This is a genomic window from Pseudooceanicola algae (genome assembly GCF_003590145.2).
Classification (GTDB): Bacteria; Pseudomonadota; Alphaproteobacteria; order Rhodobacterales; family Rhodobacteraceae; genus Pseudooceanicola; species Pseudooceanicola algae.
The window spans coordinates 2828791-2853401 of the sequence record NZ_CP060436.1; the positions used below are offsets into that span (position 1 = coordinate 2828791).

23 protein-coding genes are annotated in these 24611 nt (G+C 63.0%); 14 read left to right on the plus strand and 9 right to left on the minus strand.

The window, feature by feature from the left end; genetic code table 11:
* Positions 1-46: 46 nt before the first annotated feature.
* The 4 genes from PSAL_RS13230 (at position 47) to PSAL_RS13245 (ending at position 4359) form a co-directional block, all read left to right on the plus strand.
* Entirely contained in the window at positions 47-1168 is a 1122-nt protein-coding gene (locus PSAL_RS13230; protein WP_119841095.1) for an ABC transporter ATP-binding protein, read from the plus strand.
* Positions 1169-1271: 103 nt separating this feature from the next.
* Entirely contained in the window at positions 1272-2162 is an 891-nt protein-coding gene (locus PSAL_RS13235) for an ABC transporter permease subunit (RefSeq protein ID WP_119841096.1), read from the plus strand.
* The gene (locus PSAL_RS13240; protein WP_119841097.1) at positions 2162-2977 is read left to right on the plus strand and encodes an ABC transporter permease; all 816 of its coding nucleotides are present in this window, start codon (positions 2162-2164) and stop codon (positions 2975-2977) included. The genes PSAL_RS13235 and PSAL_RS13240 overlap by 1 nt, the downstream gene beginning before the upstream one ends.
* Before the next feature lie 26 nt (positions 2978-3003).
* Entirely contained in the window at positions 3004-4359 is a 1356-nt protein-coding gene (locus tag PSAL_RS13245) for an NAD(P)/FAD-dependent oxidoreductase (protein ID WP_119841098.1), read from the plus strand.
* On the opposite strand, the gene PSAL_RS13250 is transcribed toward PSAL_RS13245, so the two are convergent.
* Positions 4360-5277 (minus strand): DMT family transporter, encoded by a 918-nt coding sequence (locus PSAL_RS13250; protein WP_119841099.1) that lies wholly within the window; start codon positions 5275-5277, stop codon positions 4360-4362.
* 285 nt (positions 5278-5562) lie between these two features.
* On the opposite strand from PSAL_RS13250, the gene PSAL_RS13255 reads away from it, so the two are divergent.
* From PSAL_RS13255 to PSAL_RS13280, 6 genes are all read left to right on the plus strand, one after another.
* The gene (locus PSAL_RS13255) at positions 5563-6177 is read left to right on the plus strand and encodes a ribonuclease D (RefSeq protein WP_119841100.1); all 615 of its coding nucleotides are present in this window, start codon (positions 5563-5565) and stop codon (positions 6175-6177) included.
* A gap of 8 nt (positions 6178-6185) precedes the next feature.
* Positions 6186-6854: a hypothetical protein gene (locus PSAL_RS13260; RefSeq protein WP_119841101.1), complete on the plus strand. Its 669-nt coding sequence runs from the start codon at positions 6186-6188 to the stop codon at positions 6852-6854.
* A complete protein-coding gene (locus PSAL_RS13265) occupies positions 6851-7375 on the plus strand; it encodes an LptA/OstA family protein (RefSeq protein ID WP_231388518.1) in 525 nt (174 codons plus the stop codon). The genes PSAL_RS13260 and PSAL_RS13265 overlap by 4 nt, the downstream gene beginning before the upstream one ends.
* Positions 7376-7394: 19 nt before the next feature.
* Positions 7395-8156, plus strand: a complete 762-nt coding sequence (gene lptB, locus PSAL_RS13270; protein ID WP_119841208.1) for an LPS export ABC transporter ATP-binding protein — start codon at positions 7395-7397, stop codon at positions 8154-8156.
* 358 nt (positions 8157-8514) lie between these two features.
* Entirely contained in the window at positions 8515-9084 is a 570-nt protein-coding gene (gene hpf, locus PSAL_RS13275) for a ribosome hibernation-promoting factor, HPF/YfiA family (RefSeq protein ID WP_119841102.1), read from the plus strand.
* A gap of 32 nt (positions 9085-9116) precedes the next feature.
* Positions 9117-9581, plus strand: coding sequence for a PTS sugar transporter subunit IIA (locus tag PSAL_RS13280; protein ID WP_119841103.1), 465 nt, complete (start codon positions 9117-9119; stop codon positions 9579-9581).
* Between the two features lie 52 nt (positions 9582-9633).
* Here the strand turns inward: PSAL_RS13280 and PSAL_RS13285 are convergent, their stop codons facing one another.
* From PSAL_RS13285 to PSAL_RS13315, 7 genes are all read right to left on the minus strand, one after another.
* A complete protein-coding gene (locus PSAL_RS13285; RefSeq protein WP_119841104.1) occupies positions 9634-11067 on the minus strand; it encodes a nodulation protein NodH in 1434 nt (477 codons plus the stop codon).
* Positions 11068-11073: 6 nt separating this feature from the next.
* Positions 11074-12774, minus strand: coding sequence for a DUF5927 domain-containing protein (locus PSAL_RS13290; RefSeq protein ID WP_119841105.1), 1701 nt, complete (start codon positions 12772-12774; stop codon positions 11074-11076).
* Between the two features lie 19 nt (positions 12775-12793).
* Positions 12794-13804: a glycosyltransferase family 2 protein gene (locus PSAL_RS13295; RefSeq protein ID WP_119841106.1), complete on the minus strand. Its 1011-nt coding sequence runs from the start codon at positions 13802-13804 to the stop codon at positions 12794-12796.
* Between the two features lie 46 nt (positions 13805-13850).
* The gene (locus tag PSAL_RS13300; RefSeq protein ID WP_119841107.1) at positions 13851-15140 is read right to left on the minus strand and encodes a glycosyltransferase family 4 protein; all 1290 of its coding nucleotides are present in this window, start codon (positions 15138-15140) and stop codon (positions 13851-13853) included.
* On the minus strand, positions 15100-16083 hold the full coding sequence (gene galE, locus PSAL_RS13305) for a UDP-glucose 4-epimerase GalE (protein WP_119841108.1): 984 nt from the start codon (positions 16081-16083) through the stop codon (positions 15100-15102). The genes PSAL_RS13300 and galE overlap by 41 nt, the downstream gene beginning before the upstream one ends.
* Positions 16084-16108: 25 nt before the next feature.
* Positions 16109-17002, minus strand: coding sequence for a UTP--glucose-1-phosphate uridylyltransferase GalU (gene galU / locus PSAL_RS13310; protein WP_119841109.1), 894 nt, complete (start codon positions 17000-17002; stop codon positions 16109-16111).
* 129 nt (positions 17003-17131) lie between these two features.
* Positions 17132-18397 carry a glycosyltransferase family 2 protein gene (locus PSAL_RS13315; protein ID WP_196941858.1) on the minus strand — a complete coding sequence of 422 codons (1266 nt, stop codon included), beginning with the start codon at positions 18395-18397 and terminating at the stop codon, positions 17132-17134.
* Positions 18398-18656: 259 nt separating this feature from the next.
* On the opposite strand from PSAL_RS13315, the gene PSAL_RS13320 reads away from it, so the two are divergent.
* Entirely contained in the window at positions 18657-19478 is an 822-nt protein-coding gene (locus tag PSAL_RS13320; protein ID WP_119841111.1) for an ABC transporter permease, read from the plus strand.
* 3 nt (positions 19479-19481) lie between these two features.
* On the opposite strand, the gene PSAL_RS13325 is transcribed toward PSAL_RS13320, so the two are convergent.
* Positions 19482-20105, minus strand: a complete 624-nt coding sequence (locus PSAL_RS13325; RefSeq protein ID WP_408004186.1) for an alpha-ketoglutarate-dependent dioxygenase AlkB family protein — start codon at positions 20103-20105, stop codon at positions 19482-19484.
* Between the two features lie 450 nt (positions 20106-20555).
* Here PSAL_RS13325 and dnaK point away from each other — a divergent pair, with 450 nt between their 5' ends.
* From dnaK to radC, 3 genes are all read left to right on the plus strand, one after another.
* The gene (gene dnaK, locus PSAL_RS13330) at positions 20556-22475 is read left to right on the plus strand and encodes a molecular chaperone DnaK (RefSeq protein WP_119841112.1); all 1920 of its coding nucleotides are present in this window, start codon (positions 20556-20558) and stop codon (positions 22473-22475) included.
* Positions 22476-22558: 83 nt separating this feature from the next.
* Entirely contained in the window at positions 22559-23707 is a 1149-nt protein-coding gene (gene dnaJ / locus PSAL_RS13335; protein ID WP_119841113.1) for a molecular chaperone DnaJ, read from the plus strand.
* Between the two features lie 126 nt (positions 23708-23833).
* Complete coding sequence (gene radC / locus PSAL_RS13340; protein ID WP_119841114.1) at positions 23834-24589, plus strand: RadC family protein; 756 nt, start codon at positions 23834-23836, stop codon at positions 24587-24589.
* Positions 24590-24611: the final 22 nt, after the last annotated feature.

Genomic DNA, 24611 nt, shown 5'->3' on the forward strand with positions numbered 1-24611 from the left:
GCCACACCTCGGCGCGGGCTCAACCTGTTGAAAGCCGGACCTTTTCATGCAGCAGACCGTCTTCGCCCCCTGGGAAGATCCCGGCGAAAAGCCCCTGATCCAGTTCAGGAACGTCACCAAGAAGTTCGGTGATTTCACGGCGATCGCCAATCTCGATCTCGACATCTTCGCGCGCGAATTCTTTGCCCTCCTCGGCCCCTCGGGCTGTGGCAAGACCACGTTGATGCGTATGCTCGCCGGGTTCGAAGCCCCGACCTCCGGCCAGATACTGCTGGGCGGTGAAGACATCGTCGCGACTCCGCCCAACAAGCGCCCGGTCAACATGATGTTCCAAAGCTACGCGCTGTTCCCCCATCTCTCGGTCTGGGAAAACATCGCCTTCGGGCTGAAGCGCGAAGGCGCCGACAAGGCGACCATCGAAACCCGCGTCGCCGACATGATCCGCCTGACCCGTCTCGACAAGTTCGCCCGCCGCAAGCCGCACCAGCTTTCCGGCGGCCAGCGCCAGCGCGTCGCGCTTGCCCGCAGCCTCGCCAAGGCGCCGAAACTGCTGCTGCTCGACGAACCGCTCGGCGCGCTCGACAAGAAGCTGCGCGAGGAAACCCAGTTCGAACTGATGGACATCCAGGAAAAGACCGGCACCACCTTCGTCATCGTCACCCACGATCAGGAAGAGGCGATGACCGTCGCCTCCCGCGTTGCCGTGATGGACGAAGGCAAGCTGGTGCAGGTCGCCACCCCGGACCGGATCTACGAAACCCCCAGTTCGGTCTACGTGGCCGATTTCATCGGCGATGTGAACATCATCGAAGGCCGCGCCTCCCAGACCGGCGACAAGGTGCTGCTCGACTGGGCCGAAGGCGCCTCGCCCCTCGTCGCCTCGACCACCGCGCTGCTGCAAAAGGACCAGACCTGCTTCCTCGCCATCCGCCCGGAAAAGATCACCATCTCGGCCGAGGAACCCGATACCGCCAACCGCCTGCAGGGCGAGATCCTCGATATCGGCTACCTCGGCAATATCTCGACCTACCATGTGAAGTTGCCGACCGGCCATGTGATCAAGGCCTCGGCCACCAATACCCGCCGCATCGGTCGGCGCGCCTTCACCTGGGAAGACAAGGTCTGGCTGTCCTGGACCGATACCGCCGCCATCGTGCTCGAACGCTGATGATCCCGCACCAACCCAGATCCGTTTCCCTGTCCGAAATATCCCGGGGGAGTCCCGCCCCGCGGGACGGGGGCAGCGCCCCCACCGACCACAGGAGGATTCCATGCGCCGCCTGACCCTGATCGCCCTGCCCTATCTCTGGCTGCTGGCGCTGTTCCTCGTGCCCTTCCTGATCGTCGTCAAGATCTCGCTCTCGGATGTCGCCCTGGCCCGGCCGCCCTATTTCCCGCAGTTCGATCTGTCGGCGGGCTGGAGCGGGATCAGGGACTTCTTCAGCGAACTCGACTTCGAGAACTTCGTCTTCCTGACCACGGATGACCTCTACTGGCGCGCCTACCTGTCCTCGTTGCGCATCGCCTTCCTGTCGACGGTCTTCACCCTGGCGATCGGGTTCCCCATGGCCTACGCCATGGCCTCGGCCAGCCGGGAATGGCGCCCGACGCTGATGATGCTGGTGATCCTGCCATTCTGGACCTCTTTCCTGATCCGCGTCTATTCCTGGATGGGCATCCTGTCGAACAACGGGCTGCTCAATTCCTTCCTGCTCTGGCTCGGGGTGATCGACCAGCCTCTGCAGATCATGAATACGGAAATCGCCGTCTATATCGGCATCGTCTATACCTACCTGCCCTTCATGATCCTGCCGGTCTATTCGACCCTGGAAAAGCTGGACGGCTCGCTTCTGGAAGCCGCCGAAGACCTCGGCTGCACCCGCACCTCGGCCTTCTGGCGCGTGACCGTGCCGCTGTCCAAACCCGGTATCATCGCCGGCTGCTTCCTGGTCTTCATCCCGGCGCTCGGCGAATTCGTCATCCCCTCGCTGCTCGGGGGGTCGCAGACCCTGATGATCGGCAAGGTCCTGTGGGAGGAATTCTTCAACAACCGCGACTGGCCCGTCGCCTCGGCGGTGGCCGTGGTCCTGCTGGCGATCCTGATCATCCCGATCATCCTGTTCCAGCGCAATGAACAGAAACAGCGGGAGGCCGACCAATAATGCGACGCATGTCCGGCTTCAACCTGGTCTCCCTGACCCTGGGCCTCGCCTTCCTCTACCTGCCGATGCTGATCCTCGTCATCTACAGCTTCAACGCCTCCAAACTGGTGACCGTCTGGGCCGGCTTCTCGACCAAATGGTACGGAGAGCTGCTGCGCAACGAAGCCTTTCTGGATGCCGCGCTGGTCACCCTGCGCGTGGCGGTGATTTCCTCGACCATCGCCACGGTGCTGGGCACCATGGCGGCCTTCATGCTGGTGCGGCTGGGGCGCTTTGCCGGGCGCACGCTGTTTTCCGGCATGATCTATGCGCCGCTTGTCATGCCCGACGTGATCACCGGCCTGTCGCTGCTGCTGTTGTTCATCGGCCTCAGCGTCGATCGCGGGATCTTCACCATCGTGCTGGCCCATACGACCTTCTGCATGTGCTATGTCTCGGTGGTGGTGTCCTCGCGCCTGGGCTCCTTCGACATCTCGCTGGAAGAGGCCGCGCGCGATCTCGGCTGCTCGTCCTGGCAGGCGTTCCGGCTGGTGACCCTGCCGATCATCGCGCCCGCCGTCATTTCGGGCTGGCTGCTGGCCTTCACCCTGTCGCTGGACGACCTGGTGATCTCTTCCTTCGCTGCGGGGCCGTCTTCGACCACCCTGCCGATGAAGATCTTCTCGGCGGTGCGGCTTGGCGTCTCGCCCGAGATCAACGCCCTGTCGACGATCATGATCGGCATCGTGGCCTTCGGCGTGGTAATCTTTTCGATCATGTCCAAACGCGCTACGGTCCGCCAGCAGCAGGAAGAACGCGACGCCTTCCACAGCTGAGACCCCGGTACTGAAAGCCCCCTCCCGTGACCCCTTCTTCCCAGAACCCGCGCCGGATCTACGGCGATTACACCTATTCCCGCGCGCCCATCGACAGTTGCTACTGGGCCGAGGCCATCCCCGAGGCGGCGCTGGCCCATCCCCCGGCACGCGGCCGGATCACGACCCGCATCGCGGTGGTGGGCGGCGGCTATACCGGGCTGAACGCCGCGCTGGCACTGGCGGAATCCAGGGCCGAGGTCACGCTGCTGGATGCGGAATTTCCCGGCTTCGGGGCCTCGGGGCGCAATGGCGGTTTCTGTTGCCTCGGCTCGCACCGGGCCAGTGACGCCCAACTGCGCAAGTTCGGCAAGGACGGCCCCGGAGAGGTCCACCGTGCCGAAGCCGCCGCCATCGCCCATGTCGAGGCCCTGATCGGGCGGTTCGGCATCGACGTCGACCGCCATTCCCAGGGCGAAACCGTCATGGCCCATTCCCCCCGCGCGATGGAGGCCCTGCGCCGCAAGGCCCCCGCCCTGTCGCGGGATTTCAACGCCGAGGTCCGCCTGATCGAACGCGCCGACCTCGCCGCCGAAGGGCTGTATTCGCCGCTCTGGCACGGGGCGATGCATATGCCGCTCGGTTTTGCGCTGCATCCGCGCAAATACCTGGCCGGGCTGGTACAGGCAGCGGAACATGCCGGGGCCGTGATCCATGGCGGCAGCCCCGTGCTGTCCGTCAGCCATACCGGCAAGCGTCACCTGCTGCGCACCCCGGATGCGGAAATCGAGGCGGAGCGCGTCATCTTCGCCACCAACGGCTATACCGCCGAGACCCTGCTGCCCTGGCTGCGCGGGCGCTTCCTGCCCGCCCAAAGCTCGGTCCTGACGACCCGGCGGATGACGCAGACCGAGCTTGAGGCGCAAAGTTACACCTCGCGGCAGATGAGCTATGAAGACCGGCGGATGCTGCATTATTTCCATCTGACCCCGGATGGGCGGATGGTTTTCGGCCAACGCGGCGCGCTGCTGTCCTCGCCCCGGAACGAAGCCAGGGTCGCCGCAAGGGTGCGCGCGGATTTCGACGCCGCCTTCCCGGCCTGGAGCCATGTGGAAACGCCGCATCACTGGTCGGGCATGGTCTGCCTGACCGCGTCCCTTACGCCCTATTGCGGGCCGGTGCCGGGGATGGACGGGGTTTTTGCCGGCTTCGGCTATCATGGCAACGGCGTCGCGATGGCCAGCTATTGCGGCGCGATGCTGGCGGATCTGGCGCTTGGCCAGCCGACCCGCGCCCTGCTGCCCAAGGCCTTTGCCGCGCCGCCGCCGCGGTTCCCCCTCGGGCGGTTCCGGCGCGCCTTCCTGATGGCGGAATATGCCTCGGCGCGGCTGCTGGATCGCTGATCAGGGGGTCTTGGATTGCTGCGCCTTGGCGCGTTGCAGGCCAAGCTGACGTTCCCGGATCAGGATGATGACCCCGGCGGCAATGATGATCGCCGCCCCGATCAGCATCTGCGCGGTCGGCACCTCGCCAAAGGCGAAATAGCCGATCAGCAGCGCGAACAGCATCGAGGCATAGTCGAAGGGCGCCACAAGGCTGGCATCGGCAAAGCGATAGGACGAGGTCAGGAAAATCTGACCGACCCCACCGACAAGACCTGCACAGATCAGCGCAGTGGCCTCGAAGGGGGTCGGCATCACCCAGCCGAAGGGGATGGTCAGCAGGGACATCGCCGTGGCGGTGATCGAGAACCAGAAGACGATGGCCGAGGTCTGTTCGGTCTTCACCATGTTGCGGATATGGACCTGCGCCAGCGCCCCGCAGGTTGCCCCGAACAGCACCAGAAGGGCGCCGGCGGCCTGGGTGATCTCCACCATGTCGCCGCCAAGGGTGGTGACGCGGGGTTCCAGCACGACCATCACGCCGCACAGCCCCAGAACCACGGCACCGATGCGGAAGATGCCGACCTTTTCGCCAAGGAACATCGCCGCGAAGACCACCACCAGCAGCGGCATCGTATAGCCAAGCGCCGTGACCTCGGGTAGCGGCAGAAAGGCCAGCGCCGCGAAGCCGCAGCCCATCGAAGTGGTCCCGATGAAGCCACGCCAGACATGGGCCATCGGGTTGGCCACCCGCATCCCCGTGGACAGGTCCCCCCGCGCCGCCAGCCAGCCGACGATGATCGGCAGCGAACAGAAAGAGCGGAAGAACACGGCCTCGCCCGCCGGCACATGCGGGGTCGAGGCCTTGATGAGCGAGGACATGACGATGAAGCAGCTCACCGCGACGAGTTTAAGCAGGATGCCCTTGAGCGGGTGCATATGGTCCTCGCATGTGCGGAAGGCGGATCGGTGGCGACAGGATCCCGGGGAATGTGCGCAGATTTCACGAAGCCTTGTGCCGGGTCAATCGCACAGGCGTCCTTGCGGGGGTATGTTCGGGCGAGAGGACGCCGAAGGGGGGCGCTGCCCCCAAGCGGCAAGTCGCCTTCCCAAGGCGTATTTTCGACAGGTTGAAGCGGGACGCGCGGGCCTGAACCATCGTGGTGTTTGCATCCCGAGCAGGGAGGCTCTAATCCAGAGACAGGATTTCAGGGAAACGCCGACGTGACCAACCATCTTTATCAGAACGACCTGCCCAACGGGCTCGACCTTGGCCCGGTTGTCGCCATCGATTGCGAGACCATGGGGCTGAACCCGATGCGCGACCGGCTTTGCGTGGTGCAGATGTCGGGCGGTGACGGGCATTCCCATATCGTGCAGGTTGCCAAGGGACAGACCGAGGCGCCGAACCTGTGCCGGATGCTGGGCGATCCCGAGGTGCTGAAGCTGTTCCATTTCGGGCGTTTCGACATCGCCGCGATGTACCATGCCTTCGGCACCCTGGCCGCGCCGGTCTATTGCACCAAGATCGCCAGCCGTCTGGTGCGCACCTATACGGATCGCCACGGGTTGAAGAACCTGACCCAGGAGTTGATCGGCGTCGACCTGTCCAAGCAGCAGCAGATGAGCGATTGGGGCGCCGAAACCCTGAGCGAGGCGCAGTTGGAATATGCCGCCAGCGACGTGCTGTACCTGCATCGGCTGCGCGATGCGCTGGATGCGCGCCTGGCCCGCGAAGGCCGGACCGAGATCGCCAGCGCCTGTTTCGATTTCCTGCCCATGCGCGCCAGGCTCGACCTGGCCGGATGGCCGGAGATCGACATATTCGCCCATAGCTGAGACGGGTCATGGCGCTGAGCGAACGATCCCTGTCCCGCCTTGTCTCGGCTCTCAAGGTGGTGCTGCCGCTTTCGGCGGTGGGGGTTCTCTCGACGCTCTTCCTGCTGTCGGGCAACAGCGACCCGGTTTCGACCATTCCCTTTACCACCATCGACCTGAAGGACGCCGCGCGCAGCGAACGTATCATGTCGCCCAGCTTTGCCGGGGCCACGGAACAGGGCGACCTGATCGCCTTTGTCGCCGAAAGCGCCACGCCGAAGGGCGAACAGCAGGCCGGCGCCGAGAGCCTGACCGCGACCATCGACCTGGTCTCGGGCCAGCAAATCAGCTTTCGTGCCGACGAGGGCGAGATCGACCGCAATGCCGATACCGCGCTTCTGACCGGCGGCGTCACGATCCGGACCTCGACCGGCTACCTGATCGAAACCGAGGCACTGACATCGGGACTGACGCAGATCCGCGCAGAATCCGAAGGCCACATTTCCGGCGAAGGGCCGCTTGGGCGGTTTACCGCGGGCCGCATGAACCTGACCTCGGGCGCGGCGGAAAACAGTGCCTATATTGTTTTCAGCGAGGGTATCGACCTGATATACGATCCTGACCCTGCGGTGGCGGAGGGTTCCGAAAACGGGACCGCCCCCGCAACGTCAGACGACCAAGGCAAGGAGAGACCGTGACAGAGATTTCCGCAAGCGCGCGACCTTTCGCATCCCGGATCCCTGGCCTGCTGGTCGCCGGGGCGTTGATGCTGGCCGGCACGTTGCCCGCCACGGCGCAGACCGAAATGGGCTTTGGCGCCAGCGGCGACCCCTCGGCCCCGATCGAGGTCAATTCCGACAACCTGTCGGTCGATCAGCAGGATGGCTCTGCGGTCTTCGAGGGCAACGTGCGCATCGCCCAGAACGAGATGCGCCTTTCTGCCGATCAGGTGCAGGTCTTCTACGATGCCGATGGCGAGGCGATCGACACCCTGCGCGCCTCCGGTCAGGTCCTGCTGGTCAGCGGCGAGGACAGCGCCGAAGCCGAGACCGCCGATTACAACGTGCATGGCGGCATCATCCTGATGCAGGGCAATGTCATGTTGCTGCGCGGCGCCTCGGTCGTCACATCACAGAAGATGAATGTCGATCTGGCTTCCGGGACCGCGCGACTGGAAGGCAATGTGCGCACCGTCCTGCAACAGCAGGGCAAGAACTAGGGTCATGGCAAAGGAGACCATGGCAAAGGCTGGGAAACTTGCGGTAACCGAAACCACGCACGGGTTGCAGATCGAAGGCCTGCGCAAGGCCTACAAGAAGCGCGTGGTGATCCGCGACGTGTCGATGACCCTTGATCGGGGCGAAGTCGTGGCGCTGCTGGGGCCGAACGGGTCCGGCAAGACGACGACTTTCTATGCCATCGCCGGGCTGATCCTGCCCGAAGGCGGGCGCGTCAGGCTGGACGGCAATGATGTGACCGGCCTGCCGATGTATCGTCGCGCCAAGCTGGGCATCGGCTATTTGCCGCAGGAAATGTCGATTTTCCGTGGTCTCAACGTCGAAGACAATATTGCCGCGATCCTCGACATCACCCATTCGGACCGCCACAAGCGTCGTGAACGGCTGGAAGAGCTGCTGTCGGAATTTTCCATCGAACACCTGCGCCGCGCCCCTGCCATGGCGCTGTCCGGAGGCGAACGCCGCCGGGTCGAGATCGCCCGTTGCCTGGCCGCCGACCCCAAGTACCTGCTGCTGGACGAACCCTTTGCCGGGGTCGATCCGATCTCGGTCGCCGATATCCGGCACCTGGTCGCGGACCTGAAGAAGCGCGGGATCGGAGTGCTGATCACCGACCACAACGTGCGCGAGACGCTGGCCATCGTCGACCGCGCCTATATCCTGCATGACGGAACGGTGCTGATGTCGGGCACCCCCGAAGAAGTCGTGGAAAACGACAACGTCCGCCGCGTCTACCTGGGTGATAGTTTCAGGATCAGCTGATCGCCCTTGGCCATATCGCTTGGATTGCGCTCATTTAACGCAGCAACCGGTCTTGAAACCGGCGTTTCCGCCGGGTCCATCCCTTTGAGATCGCAGGCGAAAGCATCAATTCGCCGACCGTAGGCCGGGTTCAGCCCCCCGAGGTCGTGAATGCGTAATCCGTTGACAGAACGGGTCGATTCCCGATCAAATGAAGCCATGACAGTTTCGCGCCACCTTGTTGAAGCTCTCTCTCACCGCTGCGGCGGTTTTGAGGTCAGAGATGGCGCGTTCCTGTCGTACTTCCGCAGCATTCGGACCTGACGTACCGGTGGTCACACCGCCGGAAGACGCCCGAATTGTCATGAAAGGAGACGGAATGCTCTACCAGATTGCCGGAAAACAGATCGACATCGGAGATGCCCTGCAGGAGCACGTGAAGGATTCGCTCGATACGGCGGTGGGCAAATATGCCAATCGTCCGACAGATGCGAACGTGACCTTTTCGAAGGCCGCGCATGAATTCATCTGCGAAGCGACGGTGCATCTGTCGACCGGGCTGACCGCCCAGGCCAAGGCCCGCGCCCCTGAAATCTACGCCGCCTTCGACAGTTGCTGCGCCAAGATGGAAAAGCAGCTGCGCCGATACAAGCGCCGGTTGAAGGATCACCATAAAACACGGGTGGAGCAGGTTGAACTTCTGGGGGCTTCCTCCTATATCCTCGCCTCGGATCAGGAAGGCGAAGAATCGGAACCCGAGACGCTGCAGCCCGTTATCGTTGCAGAGATGGAAACTCAGATCCCGTCGCTTTCGGTCGGAGAGGCCGTCATGCATATGGAACTGGCCGGTGCGCCGGTGCTTGTCTTCCGCAACGAAGGCAAGGATGGGGTCAACGTCGTCTATCGTCGGGATGACGGAAACATCGGCTGGATAGATCCAAGGAACTGAATAGACCCAATCGAAGAGCAGTCGAGAACGGTATGAAACTGTCACAGATTCTAAAGCCCGATGCGATCAAGGTGATCTCGTCGGCCTCCAGCAAGAAACGTCTCTTGCAGGATGTCGGCGACCTTGCGCATTCGGCCTATCACCTGGACCAGGAGCACGTCGTCGAGGCCCTTCTGGAGCGGGAGAGCCTTGGACCGACAGGTGTCGGCCATGGCGTCGCCCTGCCCCATGCCCGGCTTGCCGGGATCGACGAGGTGTCCGGCATCTTCCTGCGGCTTGAAAAACCGGTCGATTTCGACTCGGTCGACCGGCAGCCGGTGGATATCGTCTTCGCGCTTTTCGCCCCCGAGGAGGCTGGCGTCGAACATCTGAAGGCACTGGCCCTGGTCTCGCGCACCCTGCGCGACAGCCTGCTGTGCAAGAAGCTGCGCGCCAATGCGGATGCGGCCACGCTGCATGCGATCCTGATCTCGGAGCAGGACATGAAAGCCGCCTGAGACGCGGCGATCTCGCAAGGGATGGATCAGGGGGCCTTTCGGGGCCCCTTTTTCAATGGGCGGCACCCTTGCGCGGCTTCCACTTCGGGAACCCGAACAACATGTAGTCGCGCTGATAGACATCCCCCGCCCTGGCCTCCAGCGCCGGTTCATGGACCTCGGCCAGGGAAAACGGCTGATCTGGCCGCGCCTGGGTGGGGGCATGGTCAGAACCGCCCAGTGATCGCGCCAGGGCTGGCAAGGCGGTTGTCATTTCGTCTTCGCGGATCAGGTGATCCGGCAGGGTGAACTTCGCCATTCCTTCCAGAACCGCGCTTTGCGTGGCCCAGCAGGCATCGACGCGGACTTCGGTCTGACCGGCCAGATTGGCCGACAGGAAATCAAGGAAACCGGCGAACAGCGCGCGATGTTCGGTCAGGCTGGGCGCGGGGTCGTTCGGTTGTGGCAAGGGCAGCTTGTAACGCTGGCGCAGGATCTTGCGGATCTCGGAATAGCTGCCTGGCCCGGTGCCGAGGATCTTGTCGCAAAAGACTGCATGGGCCCGCGCGTAAGGATGGCGCAGGACAGTAAAGCTGCGGTGCCCCGGTCGCTGACGCTTCCACTTGCGCAGGTCCTTCTGGGTAAAGTCGCGCAGCAGGCTGCCCGCACCGCCGCTGCGTTGGGCCAGCCAATCCGTGACTTCGGCCTCGGGGCCACCGCGCATCGGCATGTAAAGCAGGGGCAGATCCGGCGCGGCGACGAAAGACGGCACCTGCGGGCCGCGTCGGGGTTCGAAATTCGGCGTGCGGGTCAGGTTGAACGGATCGAGATCCGCGATGGCCTTCTGCATCTCGTCGAAATTGGCGACCTTCTGGTTCAGCGGGCCCGGGTTCTGGATCTTGAGGCTTTGATCAAGCGCCGACAGACGCGATCCGGTCCCCAGAAACGCCGCGAGGCCGTTCATCACCTCAAGGTCCTGAAGATCCTCGTATGCAAGGTAAAAAGCAGTCTGCCCGCTGCGTTGCAAGGCCCCGGTCAGGCGCAGCTGGAAGGCCTGCAACCTGGACAGGAAGACCGAGAATTCCGCGGCATCGAAGACCGCCGGTTCGGACCGGCGACGGCGCACATCGGTCAACTTCCATTGATCCGTGGCGCGGGCGATCTTCCAGCTGATGTAGCTGTCCAGCGGGTTGCGCGTCAGCACCACCTTTGCACAGCGCCGGTCCGGCACCACCATGTCGAAGACCCGCGCGTCATGATCGTGGAAATAGCGGAACCCGTTCACCCCCGGAGCCGCCCGCAGCGCCCCCAGCAGCAGTGCCGGGTCGCCGTCCCGCGTTACCTTGTCCACCCCAAGGCAATCGTCGCGGTTGGGATAGCCGATGAAATGCGGATTGAAGGCCTCCCCCCGGCAGAAGACATCCTTCAGCGCGTTCAGGTTGGCTTCGAGAAAATTCGATCCGGTTCGCATCTCGGCGAAGACGGTAAAGTAGTCAAAATCTTGCATCGGATCTTACTTCTGAATGAGATAGGGCTTGCGGATCTTTTCGATGACGGGCGGCACGATCGGCTGGGTTGGGAAATCACCCATCAGATAGGGGTGCATTCCCTGGTTCTTGAGGTTCTGCAGGAACTGCCCGAACCCCTTCAGGTCCACCATCCGGGGCATTTCGGACAGGCGGCGCCCCGAGCGGTTGCCGATCTCGTCGATGGCCATCTGCAGGGGTTCGGCAGGGGCTTCGACAAACTCCGCCATGGTCCAGATCTTGGTTCGCGCCTTGGCATGAGAGGATCGCAAGACCGCGAGAAAGGTGTTTTCGATCTTCTGAAGGCGCGCGGCTTCGCGGCGGATCTTGGCAAAATCGCCTCCCGCCTGAAACAGCGGCACCGCCCAGGCGCCCGAGATCACGGTGATCTGAGCGTTGGTGTCCCGCGCCATGTCCCAGGTCACGTCCTGGTTTGCACGTGGCGAGAACTGGAAACATTGGCGTTCGCCGCGCGTGTTCCAGTTGAGGTTGGTCAGGAAGTCACGCGGGGCGTAGTCCCGAAGACCGGCCGCGGCGGTCAGCGCCCCGCTGATCGTGTATTGGTCATCGGCAAACCGGGCATCGCCGGGCCCGAAAAGATGCCCGTGCACCCGGCAGCCGGCGATCCGCGTCAGCCAGGGCTCGAAATCCTCGAAAAGTTCGGAAAAGCCCTGAAAGACGGAATATTTTGCGCCGGTCAGCCCGTTTTCCCAGCCCGCATTGGGGAACCGGCTTTGCATGTAAAGGCCAGTACGGCCTCGGGTTCGACGCTCGACCGCCTTGGAAAAGATACGGTCGATCTTGCCCGGATTGGGCTCGGTCCGGTTCATGGCGCCTTCGGCGTCATTCAGGAAGGTGTCGTAGACCCGGTCGGCCTTGCACCAGATCTTGCGCGCGACAAAGCAGTCGGAACGCCGCAGAAGCTGCAGGTGGTCGTCGTAGAAAATATAGGGCTTTCCCTGAAAGTCGAACTTCGACAGGGTCAGGGACCGGCTTTCGACATGGATCGAATGGATGCGGGCCAGGGATTGGAAATAGCTTTCGTCCGGGATCCAGACCTTGCGGAAATAGCGGTCATAGACCGGACGCTTCGGGTCATGCAGGATTGCCTCCAGGGTGCGGCGCGACAGGCACCACCACTGGCTGCCCATATGCGGCACCAGGCCAAAGGGGATGTTGCGGCGGAATTTCACCAGGCGCTGCAGCTTGACGTAGGCATCAAAGGCGCCACGGCTGGATTTCCAGGAGAACGGGAAGCGAAGAGTGAACCGTTCGACATCCAGCCCGCCGACCGTCCAGGGAACATCCGCGGTGGTGGCGCTTTCGATGAAATCGGTGCGCGGCCGTTCGGCAAGGTAGTCGACAAGCTCCTGCACGGGACGCAGCGGCAGACAGGCGCCCGAGGCCAGGTAGACATGGCGGATGTCGGGATTTTCCCGCAACAGGATCTCGCAGGCGGTCTGGGTCGCCGCCACGATGCCCCAGCCGCCCCAGTCGCAGCGATGCCGCGTGGCAAAGCGGATCCCGGGCAGGTCGGACAGGGATTGGCAAAGGGCCTCATAAGCGGGCCGGGGCACCTTTCGGTCGCAATGGATCACCACCGGACAGCCGGCCGCGCTCCAGTGCCGCGCCACCTGTTCGGCGCGGTCCAGGGCGGTATGCACCAGCATGACGATCCCGATGGTCACCTGCCCTTTACCCCGTCTCTCATGCCCAGTTGCCCTTCGACATCAGGCCGAGGATCTCCAACTGTCGCCAGTTGATGTATTTCTCGGACCATTTGCTCCATAGCTCGGGCTCCCCTTCCATATGTTCATGATAGGCGATGTATTCCCGGCTGGCACCATAATGCTGACGCCGATGCAGTTCCTCTTTTGCCTTGGCGGAAAACGTGTCGAGAAACTTGGTATGCAGAAGAACGCCGCTGGCCTTTTCTCCCCCCCATTCGTCAAAGACAAGGTTCAGGCCCCTGGGCAACAGCATATGGGTGGAACTGACATAGGCAAAGGCGCGGTCCCATTTCACCAGTGGAATCTTGTTCAGCGCCGGCGCGACCTCTGGCCGGTCAGCGAAGAACACCCGCGCCCGGGGCCCCCCCTGGATCCAGAGGTTGTTGTAGACCCTGTTGCGCCGGATCGTGTAATTGCCGCTGTCGAACCACGACGCGATCTCAATCGGGTTCTGACCCGACCGATAAGGCTGCGCATCCAGCGGACCCTTGGGATACATGTCCAGCAACATGGCGGAAAAGCTGCGGATGGAACTGTCGTCCAGCCAGTCCGTCAGCGCCGACAGGGGCCGCGTGTCACAGAACGGGAAGACAAAGAATTCATCCGGATCGACGACCAGGGACCAATGCCCATGGGCGTGGGCCAGTTGCAACCGGGTGATCCAGTCCATGCCGAAGCGCGATCTGCGATAGCTCGCATCGGTGTGCCAGACGCTGCAATCTGGCTGCGCTGACAGGTATTCCCGTGACCCGTCGGTGCTGTCGTTGTCGACGAAAAAGAAATGATCGACGCCCATCTGCCGGTAATATTCCAGAAAGTATGGCAGGCGGACATTTTCGTTGCGAAGGGTGCAGAACAACAGGATGTCGGTGGGGCGGATCTTGCGCGTGCGGTTCGCAATGTTTCGCAGAACGCGTCCCTTTCGGAGAGCCCGCAGCAGATACCTCCGCCTCTCAACTCTCAAACGATAGCGTTCTGTTATGCGCACAGAGTACCTCTTCCGATCAACCTGCGGAATTCTCAAGAAATTCTCATCAAGTCAACTTCAAGGCAACAAAGAAATGATCGCGCCACCCATGCGGGCGATAGTGATGGCCGGAGATTGAGGAATTCACAATACCCGTGCCCTGTTTCACTTGTTCTTCAATGGTTTCCGTCCAGCCGCGAAGATCGCTGGCCGGCAGGTAGACGGGGTAGTCTTTCAGGATCTCACGCAGGACGGCGAGATCTGAACAAATCAGGGGGCGCCCGGCGGCGGCGGCTTCGGCGGCGGGCAGGCCATAGCCTTCGGCGAGGCTGGGAAACAGGCAGGCCCGCGCGCCTGCGGTCAGCGCTGCCAGCGCGCTGTCGTCAAGCCCGGGCAGTTCAAAGACATGCCGCCCCATCAGGGGCGATGTATCCAGCCGGTGAAACAACGCCTCGTTGGCCCAGCCACGGCTGCCGCAGATCAGCAGCGCGGGCATGTGATCCTCGGGCAGTTTGTCGGCCAGGGCCTGCCAGACATCCAGAAGCAGCGCATGGTTCTTGCGTGGCTCGATCGTGCCGGTCACCAAGAAATACGGTGCCTTGGGCGGCATCTGAGGGCACTGGGTGGTCAGGGCGGCCGGATCCGGCGCTGGCATCGTGACCCCCAGAGGCACCGCATGGATCGCCGGTGGCGCGGGCATGTGGCGGCGCAGGTCGGCTTCGGTGGCGCGGGAATTGCACAGGATCAGGTCGGCCTGCGTGGCGCTGTCCAAAAGGGCGCGGAACCGCGCGACCGATCCGGGCCGCTGGAATTGTGGAAAATCGAGCGGGATCGTGTCGTGCAGAAAGACCGTCACGCGGGCCTGCGGCACCCCGCGAACCGCCTGCATCACCCGCGGCGTCAGGTTGCTGTGGCCGATGTTCAGATAGATGAGGCCTGCCGGCAGATGCCGCCGCAGCATCGCCCCCAGACCGGCCCGCAGGCAGGTGACCCGTGCCGCGCGCCAAAGATCCGACTGGGCACCCTGTTGTTGCAATGTCAGCCGCCGCGCCAGCCGGAACAGCGGATGCGGCCGCCCCCAGGGCGCCGCCCCGATCAGCCGGTCGCGCAGGGCCTGCAACCCGGCGCGATCCAGCAGCACATAGCCCGCCGCGATCCGCGCCAGACCCCAAAGCGGGGCCTCGTTTGCCAGAAGCGCGTCCAGCCAGGCCGCCTCGACCCGGTCTATCCCGGTCTGCACACGGCCCGCGCGGCTTGCCAGACGCGTGACGTCCAGCAGTCGCGCGGGCCCCACACCCGCAGCGCGGGGGGGGTGGTCAGCCGTCGTAATGGCCTGTCCTGTGCCAGTTCCAGGCATCTTCGATCATCTGGTTCATGTTGGAACGATCCGGCGTCCAGCCCAACTCCACCTCAGCGCGAGTCGAGCCGGAAACGAGCTTGGTACAATCGCCGGCGCGGCGCGGGCCCTCTTCGTAGGGCACCGCCTTGTTGGTCACCGCGCGGCTTTGTTCGATCACCTCGCGGACCGAGAAACCGTCGCCGGTGCCAAGGTTGAACACCCGGCTGCCCTTGCCGTCCATCAGCCATTTCAGGCCAAGCACATGGGCGTCGACCAGATCGCAAACATGAACGTAGTCGCGGATGCAGGTGCCATCAGGCGTTTCGTAATCCGTGCCGAAGATGGTCAGCGCCGGGCGCGTGCCGTCGATGGCTTCCAGCATGATCGGGATCAGGTGGGTTTCCGGGCGGTGATGTTCGCCAATTTCGCCTTCGGGATCCGCCCCCGCCACGTTGAAATAACGGAAAATCACGTGCTGCAGCCCATAGGCCTCGCCGAAGTTGGCCAGGATATCCTCGACCGCGCGCTTTGAGGCCCCATAGGAATTGATCGGCTTCTGGACCGAGCTTTCGTCCAGCACCACGTTGTCCTGTTCCCCGTAGGTCGCGCAGGTGGAGGAGAAGACGAAATTCTTCACTCCCGACGCCGCCGCCGCTTCGATCAGGGACAGCGATCCCATCACGTTGTTGCGCCAGTACAGACCCGGCTCCTTCATGCTTTCACCGACCTGGGACAGGGCGGCGAAATGCATCACGGCGACCGGCTTGTACGTCGCAAAGACCTCGTCCAGACGGGCGCGGTCCAGAAGGTCACCCTGCTCGAAGGGGCCGAATTTCACCGAATCCTTCCAGCCGGTGACGAGGCTGTCATAGGTGACCGGAGTAAACCCGTCCTTTTTCAATGCTTTACAGGCGTGCGAGCCGATATAGCCCGCACCCCCGGTTACAAGCACATGTTCCAAACTGTTCCGCCCTTCGGATCGCGACTTATTGCGCGGCGTGTTCAACATGCATGACGTCTTCGAGATAGCCCAGAAGCTCCTCGCGCAGGTCGTCACGCCCCAAACCGAAGGCGACGGTGGCCTGCAGGAAGCCTGCCTTGGAGCCGCAGTCGAAACGCTGGCCCTTGAAACGGAAACCGTGCACCGGGCGACCCGCGGTGATCTCGTCCGCGATGGCGTCGGTCAGCTGGATCTCTCCGCCGGCACCGGTCTTGCCCTGGTTGAGGTTCTGCATCACCGAATTCTGCAGCACGTAACGCCCGATTACCGCCAGGTTCGACGGCGCTTCGCCTTCCTTGGGCTTCTCGACCATGCCCTTGACCGAAACGACATTGCCCATGTCCTTTTCGACGTCGAGGATCCCGTAGGATTTCGTCTTGGCCGGGGCGACTTCCATGGCGGCGACCATGGACGCGGGCTGTTCCTCGAAGGCTTCGATCATCTGCTGCAGGCAGGGCTTCTCGGCTGCGATCACGTCATCGGGCAGGATCACCGCAAAGGGTTCGTCCCCGATCAGGCGCCGCGCGCACCAGACGGCGTGCCCCAGACCAAGCGCCTTGTGCTGGCGGATATAGGCGATGGCGCCGCTGTCCATGTAGGTGGATTTCAGCACGTCGAGCAATTCGGTCTTGCCCTTGGCCGTCAGGTCCGCCTCGAGCACGGGCGAGTGGTCGAAGTAGTCCTCAAGCGCGGATTTCCCGCGCGAGGTCACGAAGATGAATTCCTTGATTCCGGCGGCGCGGGCTTCGTCGATCGCGTATTGGATCAGCGGCCGGTCGACCAGCGTCATGATTTCCTTCGGCACCGATTTGGTCGCCGGAAGGAAACGCGTGCCCAGGCCCGCAACCGGGAAAATGGCTTTGGTAACTTTGTTTTTCACAATAACGCCCTCAATCAGGTTAGTCGCATTTACAGTTTAACGGCCAGTTAGGCCGCGCCTCATGACAGGCGAGGGATTGGCATCAAAACACAGGAAAAATGTCCCGCTTCGTATATTTTGAACCATGGCCTAACCGACGCGATCGTTCCACCGCTGTTCAGAGATTCGCCTCATTTCGCGCAGAAATCTGCTGCGATAGCGCCAAATTTTCGAGCCATGGCCAGATCTGAGGCTCCTGCCGAAAACGCCTCCCTCCTGAACCCAGGCGCCGGCCGAAGTCATCCTGACCTTATGGCAGAAGAACGACGGCGAAAAGATAAACAGTGATACCGGGCGGCCCTCTGCCGCCATCTGGTCGGCGCGGGCAAGGTTGCGGCGGCGGGCGATCCGGGACGAAAGAAGGCACAGCGGCGCACCCTGACGCCGGGACCGATAAGGTCGGAATTCACGCACGACGCAGGGCTCGGCGTTCCGGTTCGGTTGATACATCTGCGCGACAGGTGTTTCGGTCTGTTCCAGACCCGCCCTGGCTCCGCCGTCGAACTGCCGCAGCAGGCGGCGCAGGGCCGGCGGTTCGATCCGACCGGCGATCATATGGGCCACAAGCCCGCGTCGGCGGTCTTCCCTATGGGCGGCGAGGGCCTTGGGAATTTTCGCCGCGGGGCAATGTTTCGCAAGGAAATACCCGGTGCTGCGCCCTACCTGAGACAAGTCTCTGGGGCCGCGATCCGCCGCCCGTTGCGGGCCGGCTGCGCGGGCGTGATGCACCTCGGCCAGGGGCACGATCGCAGTGACCGCGCCGCGCTGTGCCAACCGCAAGGCAAGGTCGGTGTCGTCCATGTAGAAGGGGAAACCGGGATCAAATCCGCCGATATCCTCCAGAACCTCGCGACGGAAGGCCATGTTGGTGCCTTCCATCTTCACCCCGCGCCCCGGCGTGGCGGTCAGCAGGGTGATGCGCGCCGGATCGACCTGAAGCGGTTCATCCAGGCCGTGTGCCCCCACAGCCGCCGCGCGGGATTGAAAACGCACCCCGTCGCGGCCCCGCACGAACCCGGTTGCCGCGACCACCTGCGGCGCATCGAAGGCGCGCACCAGATGAGCCAACCAACCCGGTTCGGGCACCGAATCATCGTCGAGGAAAGCCAGGATTTCGCCGCGGGCATGGGCCAGGCCAAGATTGCGCGCCTCGGAGATATTGGGCCGCTCGAAGGGCAGGCAAAGCACGTCGACCGCTTCGCTGCGCGCCTGAAGCGCGACAATCCCGCCGGGATCCGCCACCACGATGATCTCGTAGGCAGGATAGGCCAGCCGAGCCAGCCCGGTCAGGCAATGCGCCAGCGCCTGCGGTCTGTTGCGGCTGACCACGATCACGCTGACCTCAGGCATCTTCATCGCATTGCCCCCGCGTTGTGCCCTGCCGGCAAGCGGGCCGCCTCTTGCGGCCCGACAAACGGTGACATCAGACATAGGACAAGCCCTTGCCGCGCCGCAACTCTTTCAGGTGGCTGGCGGGCTCCTTCCTTCGGCGCACGGGCATCGCCGCCGATTGATCCCAGCGGGGTGGCGACCTATGCTGGCCGAAGCCCTTGACGACAACGGGACGGCAAGGTTTCGGTGTCAATCGTGGTCCCGCGCATGAGGGCAGAGGCAGATGTTCCAGAAACGAACCCAGCAGACTCGGCTTCAGACCGCCTTGGCGATGGCTGGTCTGGTCTTCCATTCCGCGGCCCATTCCGTACGGGCGAACCACCGTCTCGCCATCATGTCGATCATCGCAAACATCTTCCGCATCGTTGTAATCATGGGCATCTTCCTGATGATGTACCAGATCCTGGGCATGCGGCGCAGCGCTGTGCGGGGGGATTTCGTGCTGTTCCTGCTGACCGGGGTTTTCCTGTACGTGACCCATGTGCGTACCGTCGGGGCGGTGGCCGGTGCGGCCGGACCTACCGCGCCGATGATGCAGCATGCGCCGATGAATCCCTTCATCGAAATCGCCTCGACCGCGCTGGCAAGCTTCTACACCCAGTTCCTGTCGCTTCTGGTGATCCTTTTCTTCTACTATGTGGCAGTCAATCATTTCGTCATCGACCAGCCCGTCGGCGCCTTTTTCTGCTTCCTCGCCACCTGGTTCACCGGCGTGGCAGTCGGCCTTGTCTTCATGGCGATGAAACCCTGGTCTCCGGGCGTGACCGACATTTGCCTGACGCTATATAGGCGCATCAACATGATCGCTTCAGGCAAGCTTTTCCTTGCCAACAACCTGCAACCTTCGATGCGCAACCTGTTCGACTGGAACCCGTTGTTCCATGCCATCGATCAGGCGCGTGGCTTCACGTTCATCAATTACTACCCGCATTTCACGTCGCTGGCCTATGCCTGGTACGTGGGGCTGGCGATCTTCTGCATCGGGCTGATCGCGGAATATTACACCACGCGAAAGGCCTCCCTGTCCTGGGATGCGCGCCGATAGGGCCTAGTCAACGACCCGGCAAGTCAGGTTGATCCGCCCGCCGTTCGCCAGCAACGAAGACGACCCGAACCGGATGCGATCAACCCCATGGTGCAGCATCCGCGACGGCCCGGTCAGCAACAGCACATCGCCCGATTGCAGCCAGATCGATTCGGTCTTGCCGCCGCGTGCTTCGTTGCCGATGCGGAACAACCCGTCATCTCCCAGGGACACGGACATCACCGGCCAGGAAAAGTCGGCCTCGTCCCGGTCCTGGTGCAGTCCCATCCGCGCAGCTTCGCCGTAGAAATTGATCAGGCAGCAATCGGGCTGCCGCTCCAGCCCCGTCAGCACGCGCCAGAGGTCCAGCACCGCCCCGGGGATCGGCGGCCAGGGCTGCCCCCCGGGGTGCCGGGGTTCGTAGCGATAGCCGCGCCGGTCGGAATACCAGCCGTATTTCCCTGCCGAGGTCATCTGCACCGACATCTTCCGCCCCCAGCGGGTTTCCGGCGAAAACAGCGGTGCCTGCTGCTGAACCCCGCGCAGATCCGTCAGAAGCGCCTGCTGCGCCGCCGGATCCAGCGCACCGCGAAAGATCCGGGCCCCGCGCAGCGTCTGGGGCTGCATGGACGAAAGGTCGGGCGACATGGGCTGTCAGGTCTCCGTTCCGAAAAAAGCGCCCCCGATCAACGAAGGCCACGGCCCCCGGTCGAAGACCCCCTGAATGGTAAACCGGGTGCGGCCCTGAACAAGCCCGGGGGTTGCCGGACCCGAGCGTTTTTCGCCGGTCCGCCCACCGTCCGGGCCGCGCGCACCGCCGTTTGCCGGCTGGCAGCCCCGGCAGGCCGATCCCTGCCGCCACGGCAGAATCCCGCCCGCACCACCGTTTGACGACGCTGAGAAGGGCGGTTGAGACAAAACTAGGAGTTTTTTGCCGCTCTCGGGGTTGTGAGCGGCTTGCAGGGCCCAAACCCCCTCCTTATATACGCCCAGAAGCTCGGCAGTGGCCTCATCGCTGCCGCTTTACCGGAACGGAGCGCCGATGCCGGAACGGGTCAGCGCCCTGTAACATCGCCTTAAGTGGAAGGGATAATAGATATGTCCAAAGTGATCGGGATCGACCTCGGCACCACCAACAGCTGCGTCGCCATCATGGATGGTTCGCAACCCAAAGTCATCGAAAACTCCGAAGGGGCCCGGACCACGCCGTCCATCGTCGCCTTCACCGATGACGAACGTCTCGTCGGCCAGGCCGCCAAGCGCCAGGCCGTGACCAATGCCTCCAACACCATCTTCGGCGTCAAGCGCCTGATCGGTCGTCGTTTCGACGATGCGCATCTGGCCAAGGACAAGAAGAACCTGCCGTTCAACCTTATCAACGGCGGCAACGGCGATGCATGGGTCGAATCCAAGGGCGAGAAATATTCGCCCTCGCAAATCTCTGCCTTCATCCTCGGCAAGATGAAGGAAACCGCCGAAAGCTATCTTGGCGAAGAAGTGACGCAAGCCGTCATCACCGTGCCCGCCTATTTCAACGACGCTCAGCGTCAGGCCACCAAGGACGCCGGCAAGATCGCCGGTCTGGAAGTGCTGCGGATCATCAACGAACCGACAGCCGCCGCCCTGGCCTATGGTCTGGACAAGCAGGAAAGCCACACGATCGCGGTCTATGACCTTGGCGGTGGTACCTTCGACGTCACGATCCTGGAAATCGACGACGGGTTGTTCGAAGTGAAATCCACCAATGGGGATACCTTCCTTGGTGGTGAAGACTTCGACATGCGGATCGTCAACTACCTTGCCGCCGAGTTCAAGAAAGAGCACGGCGTCGATCTGACCGCCGACAAGATGGCCCTTCAGCGTCTGAAGGAAGCCGCCGAGAAGGCCAAGATCGAACTGTCCAGCTCCAGCCAGACCGAGATCAACCAGCCGTTCATCTCGATGGACGCCAAGACCGGCCAACCGCTGCACATGGTCATGAAACTGACCCGTGCCAAGCTGGAAAGTCTGGTCGCCGACCTGATCAAGGCCTCGATGAAGCCCTGCCAGGCCGCCCTGAAGGATGCCGGGCTGTCGACCTCGGAAATCGACGAAGTCGTCCTGGTCGGTGGTATGACCCGGATGCCCCGCGTCGTTGAAGAAGTGACCAAGTTCTTCGGCAAGGAACCCCACAAGGGTGTGAACCCTGACGAAGTCGTCGCCCTTGGTGCCGCCATTCAGGCCGGTGTTCTGCAAGGCGACGTCAAGGACGTTGTCCTGCTCGACGTCACGCCGCTGAGCCTTGGCATCGAAACCCTGGGCGGTGTCTTCACCCGCCTGATCGACCGCAACACGACGATCCCGACCAAGAAAAGCCAGGTCTTCTCGACCGCCGAGGATCATCAGAGCGCCGTGACCATCCGGGTCTTCCAGGGTGAGCGCGAGATGGCGACCGACAACAAGATGCTCGGTCAGTTCAACCTCGAGGACATCCCGCCCGCGCCGCGCGGCATGCCGCAGATCGAAGTGACCTTCGACATCGACGCCAACGGCATCGTGTCCGTCGGTGCCAAGGACAAGGGCACCAACAAGGAACAGAAGATCACGATCCAGGCCTCTGGCGGTCTGTCGGATGCCGACATCGAGAAGATGGTCAAGGATGCGGAAGAGAACGCCGACGCCGACAAGGCCCGCAAGGAACTGGTCGAGGCCCGCAACCAGGCCGAAAGCCTGATCCATTCCACCGAGAAATCGATGGAAGAGCATGCCGACAAGGTCGACCCGACCACGATCGAGGCGATCGAGCTGGCCATTGCCGCGCTCAAGGACGAGCTGGAAGCGGACAACGCCGAAAAGATCCGCTCGGGCATCCAGAACGTGACCGAAGCCGCGATGAAGCTGGGCGAGGCGATCTACAAGTCGCAGGCTGAAGAGCCGGACGACGAACCGACCGCCGCCGATTCTTCGTCGAGCAATTCGGCAGATGACGATATCGTCGACGCCGATTTCGAGGATCTGGACGACAACAAGCGTGGGTAAACGAAACCGACGCTAGGAACCTCTGGGGCCGGTCCTCCCATCGGGCGGGCCGGCCTTCACGTTCCCAGGAAGGGTGACCAGACGTGGCAAAACGCGATTATTACGACGTTCTCGGCCTTCAAAAAGGGGCCAGTGCGGAGGAGATCAAGAAGGGCTATCGCAAGAAGGCGAAAGAACTTCATCCCGACCGGAATACCGACAATCCAGGTGCCGAGGATCAGTTCAAGGAGGCCAACGAGGCCTACGAGATCCTCAAGGATGCGGAAAAGAAGGCAGCCTATGACCGCTATGGTCATGCGGCCTTCGAAGGCGGCATGGGCGGCGGCGGCGGTCAGCGCCCCGGTGCCGGTGGCCATGGCGATTTCGGATCGGCTTTCTCGGATGTCTTCGACGACCTGTTCGGCGACTTCATGGGCGGCCGGCAACCCGGTGGCCGCCAGCGTGCGACCCGTGGCGCGGATCTGCGCTACAACATGCGGGTTTCGCTGGAAGAAGCCTACGCCGGCCTGAAGAAGACCATCAGCGTCCCGACCTCCGTGACCTGTACCAAGTGCAGCGGCTCGGGGGCCGAAGGCGGTGGTGAACCGACGACCTGTCCGACCTGTTCAGGCATGGGCAAGGTCCGCGCGCAGCAGGGTTTCTTCACGGTTGAACGGACCTGCCCCACATGTTCCGGCCTCGGCCAGATCATCAAGAACCCCTGTTCGGAATGTCATGGCCAGGGCCGTGTCGAACGCGAACGCAGCCTGGCTGTCAATATTCCCCCCGGTGTCGAAACCGGCACCCGCATCCGTCACAGCGGCGCGGGCGAAGCGGGGATGCGCGGCGGGCCTTCGGGTGATCTCTACATCTTCATCGATGTGGCGGCGCATCCGATCTTCGAACGCGAAGGCGTGAACCTGTTCTGCCGGGTGCCGGTGTCCATGGCGACCGCAGCCCTTGGCGGTGACATCGAGGTGCCGACCATCGACGGGGGTCGGTCGCGGGTCAAGATCCCCGAAGGCAGCCAATCGGGCCGTCAGATGCGCCTGCGCAGCAAGGGCATGCCCGCGCTGCGCGGCGGTGGAGCGGGGGACATGTTCATCGAACTGGCCGTCGAGACCCCAGTGAACCTGACCCATCGCCAGAAGGAACTTCTTAAGGAATTCGAAGACCTGTCGGAAGAGAACAATCCCGAAAGCGAGGGATTTTTCAAATCCGTCAAGAATTTCTGGGATTCGATGAAGGGCTGACCGAGCCGTTTCAAGGGTCGGAAATAACGGAGAGGGGCGGCCACCAGGCCGCCCCTTGGCGTTTCGTCCCGCCCCCTCCCGCACGCGTTAACCAGCCGCTAACCCAAGCCGCAGCATCCTGAGCCCATGACGAGGTCGTTTCAGGAATCCCCGATGCCGCTGTTCGGCACCGATGAAGCCCCGCCCGAGGCGCTGCCGCCCGGCCGTTTGCCGTCCTATATCCGCGACCACCGCAAACGCCTGCGCGCCCGGTTCATGCAAGGCGGTGCGGCCGCCCTGCCCGACTACGAAATGCTGGAGCTGGTCCTGTTCCGCGCCAACGCCCGGCGCGACATGAAACCCCTGGCCCATGCCCTGCTGGAGGCCTTCGGGGATTTCAACGGCGTCATCAGCGCCCCGCCCGACCGCCTGGCCGAGATCCCCGACGCGGGCGATGCGGTGATCTGCGAATTGAAGCTGATCGAGGCCGCCGCCCAGCGCCTCGCCCGGTCGCGCATCCTGCAACGCCATGTCCTGACCTCCTGGGAGGCGCTGCTGGATTACTGCCACACTGCCATGTCCCACCGCGAGACCGAGCAATTTCGCGTGCTCTACCTCGATCGCAAGAATACGCTGATCGCGGACGAGGAACAGGGCAAGGGTACCGTCGATCACGTCCCCGTCTACCCCCGAGAGGTCGTGAAACGCGGCCTGCAGATCAACGCCAGCGCCTTGATCCTGGTGCATAATCATCCCTCGGGCGATCCGACGCCAAGTCAGGCGGATATCGACATGACCCATCAGATCGAAGCCGCCGCCAATGCGCTTGGCATCACCCTGCACGACCATATCATCATCGGGAAATCGCGCGAGCTTAGCTTTCGCTCCGATGGCTATCTATAGAAAACGCCCGCCGAAACCGGCG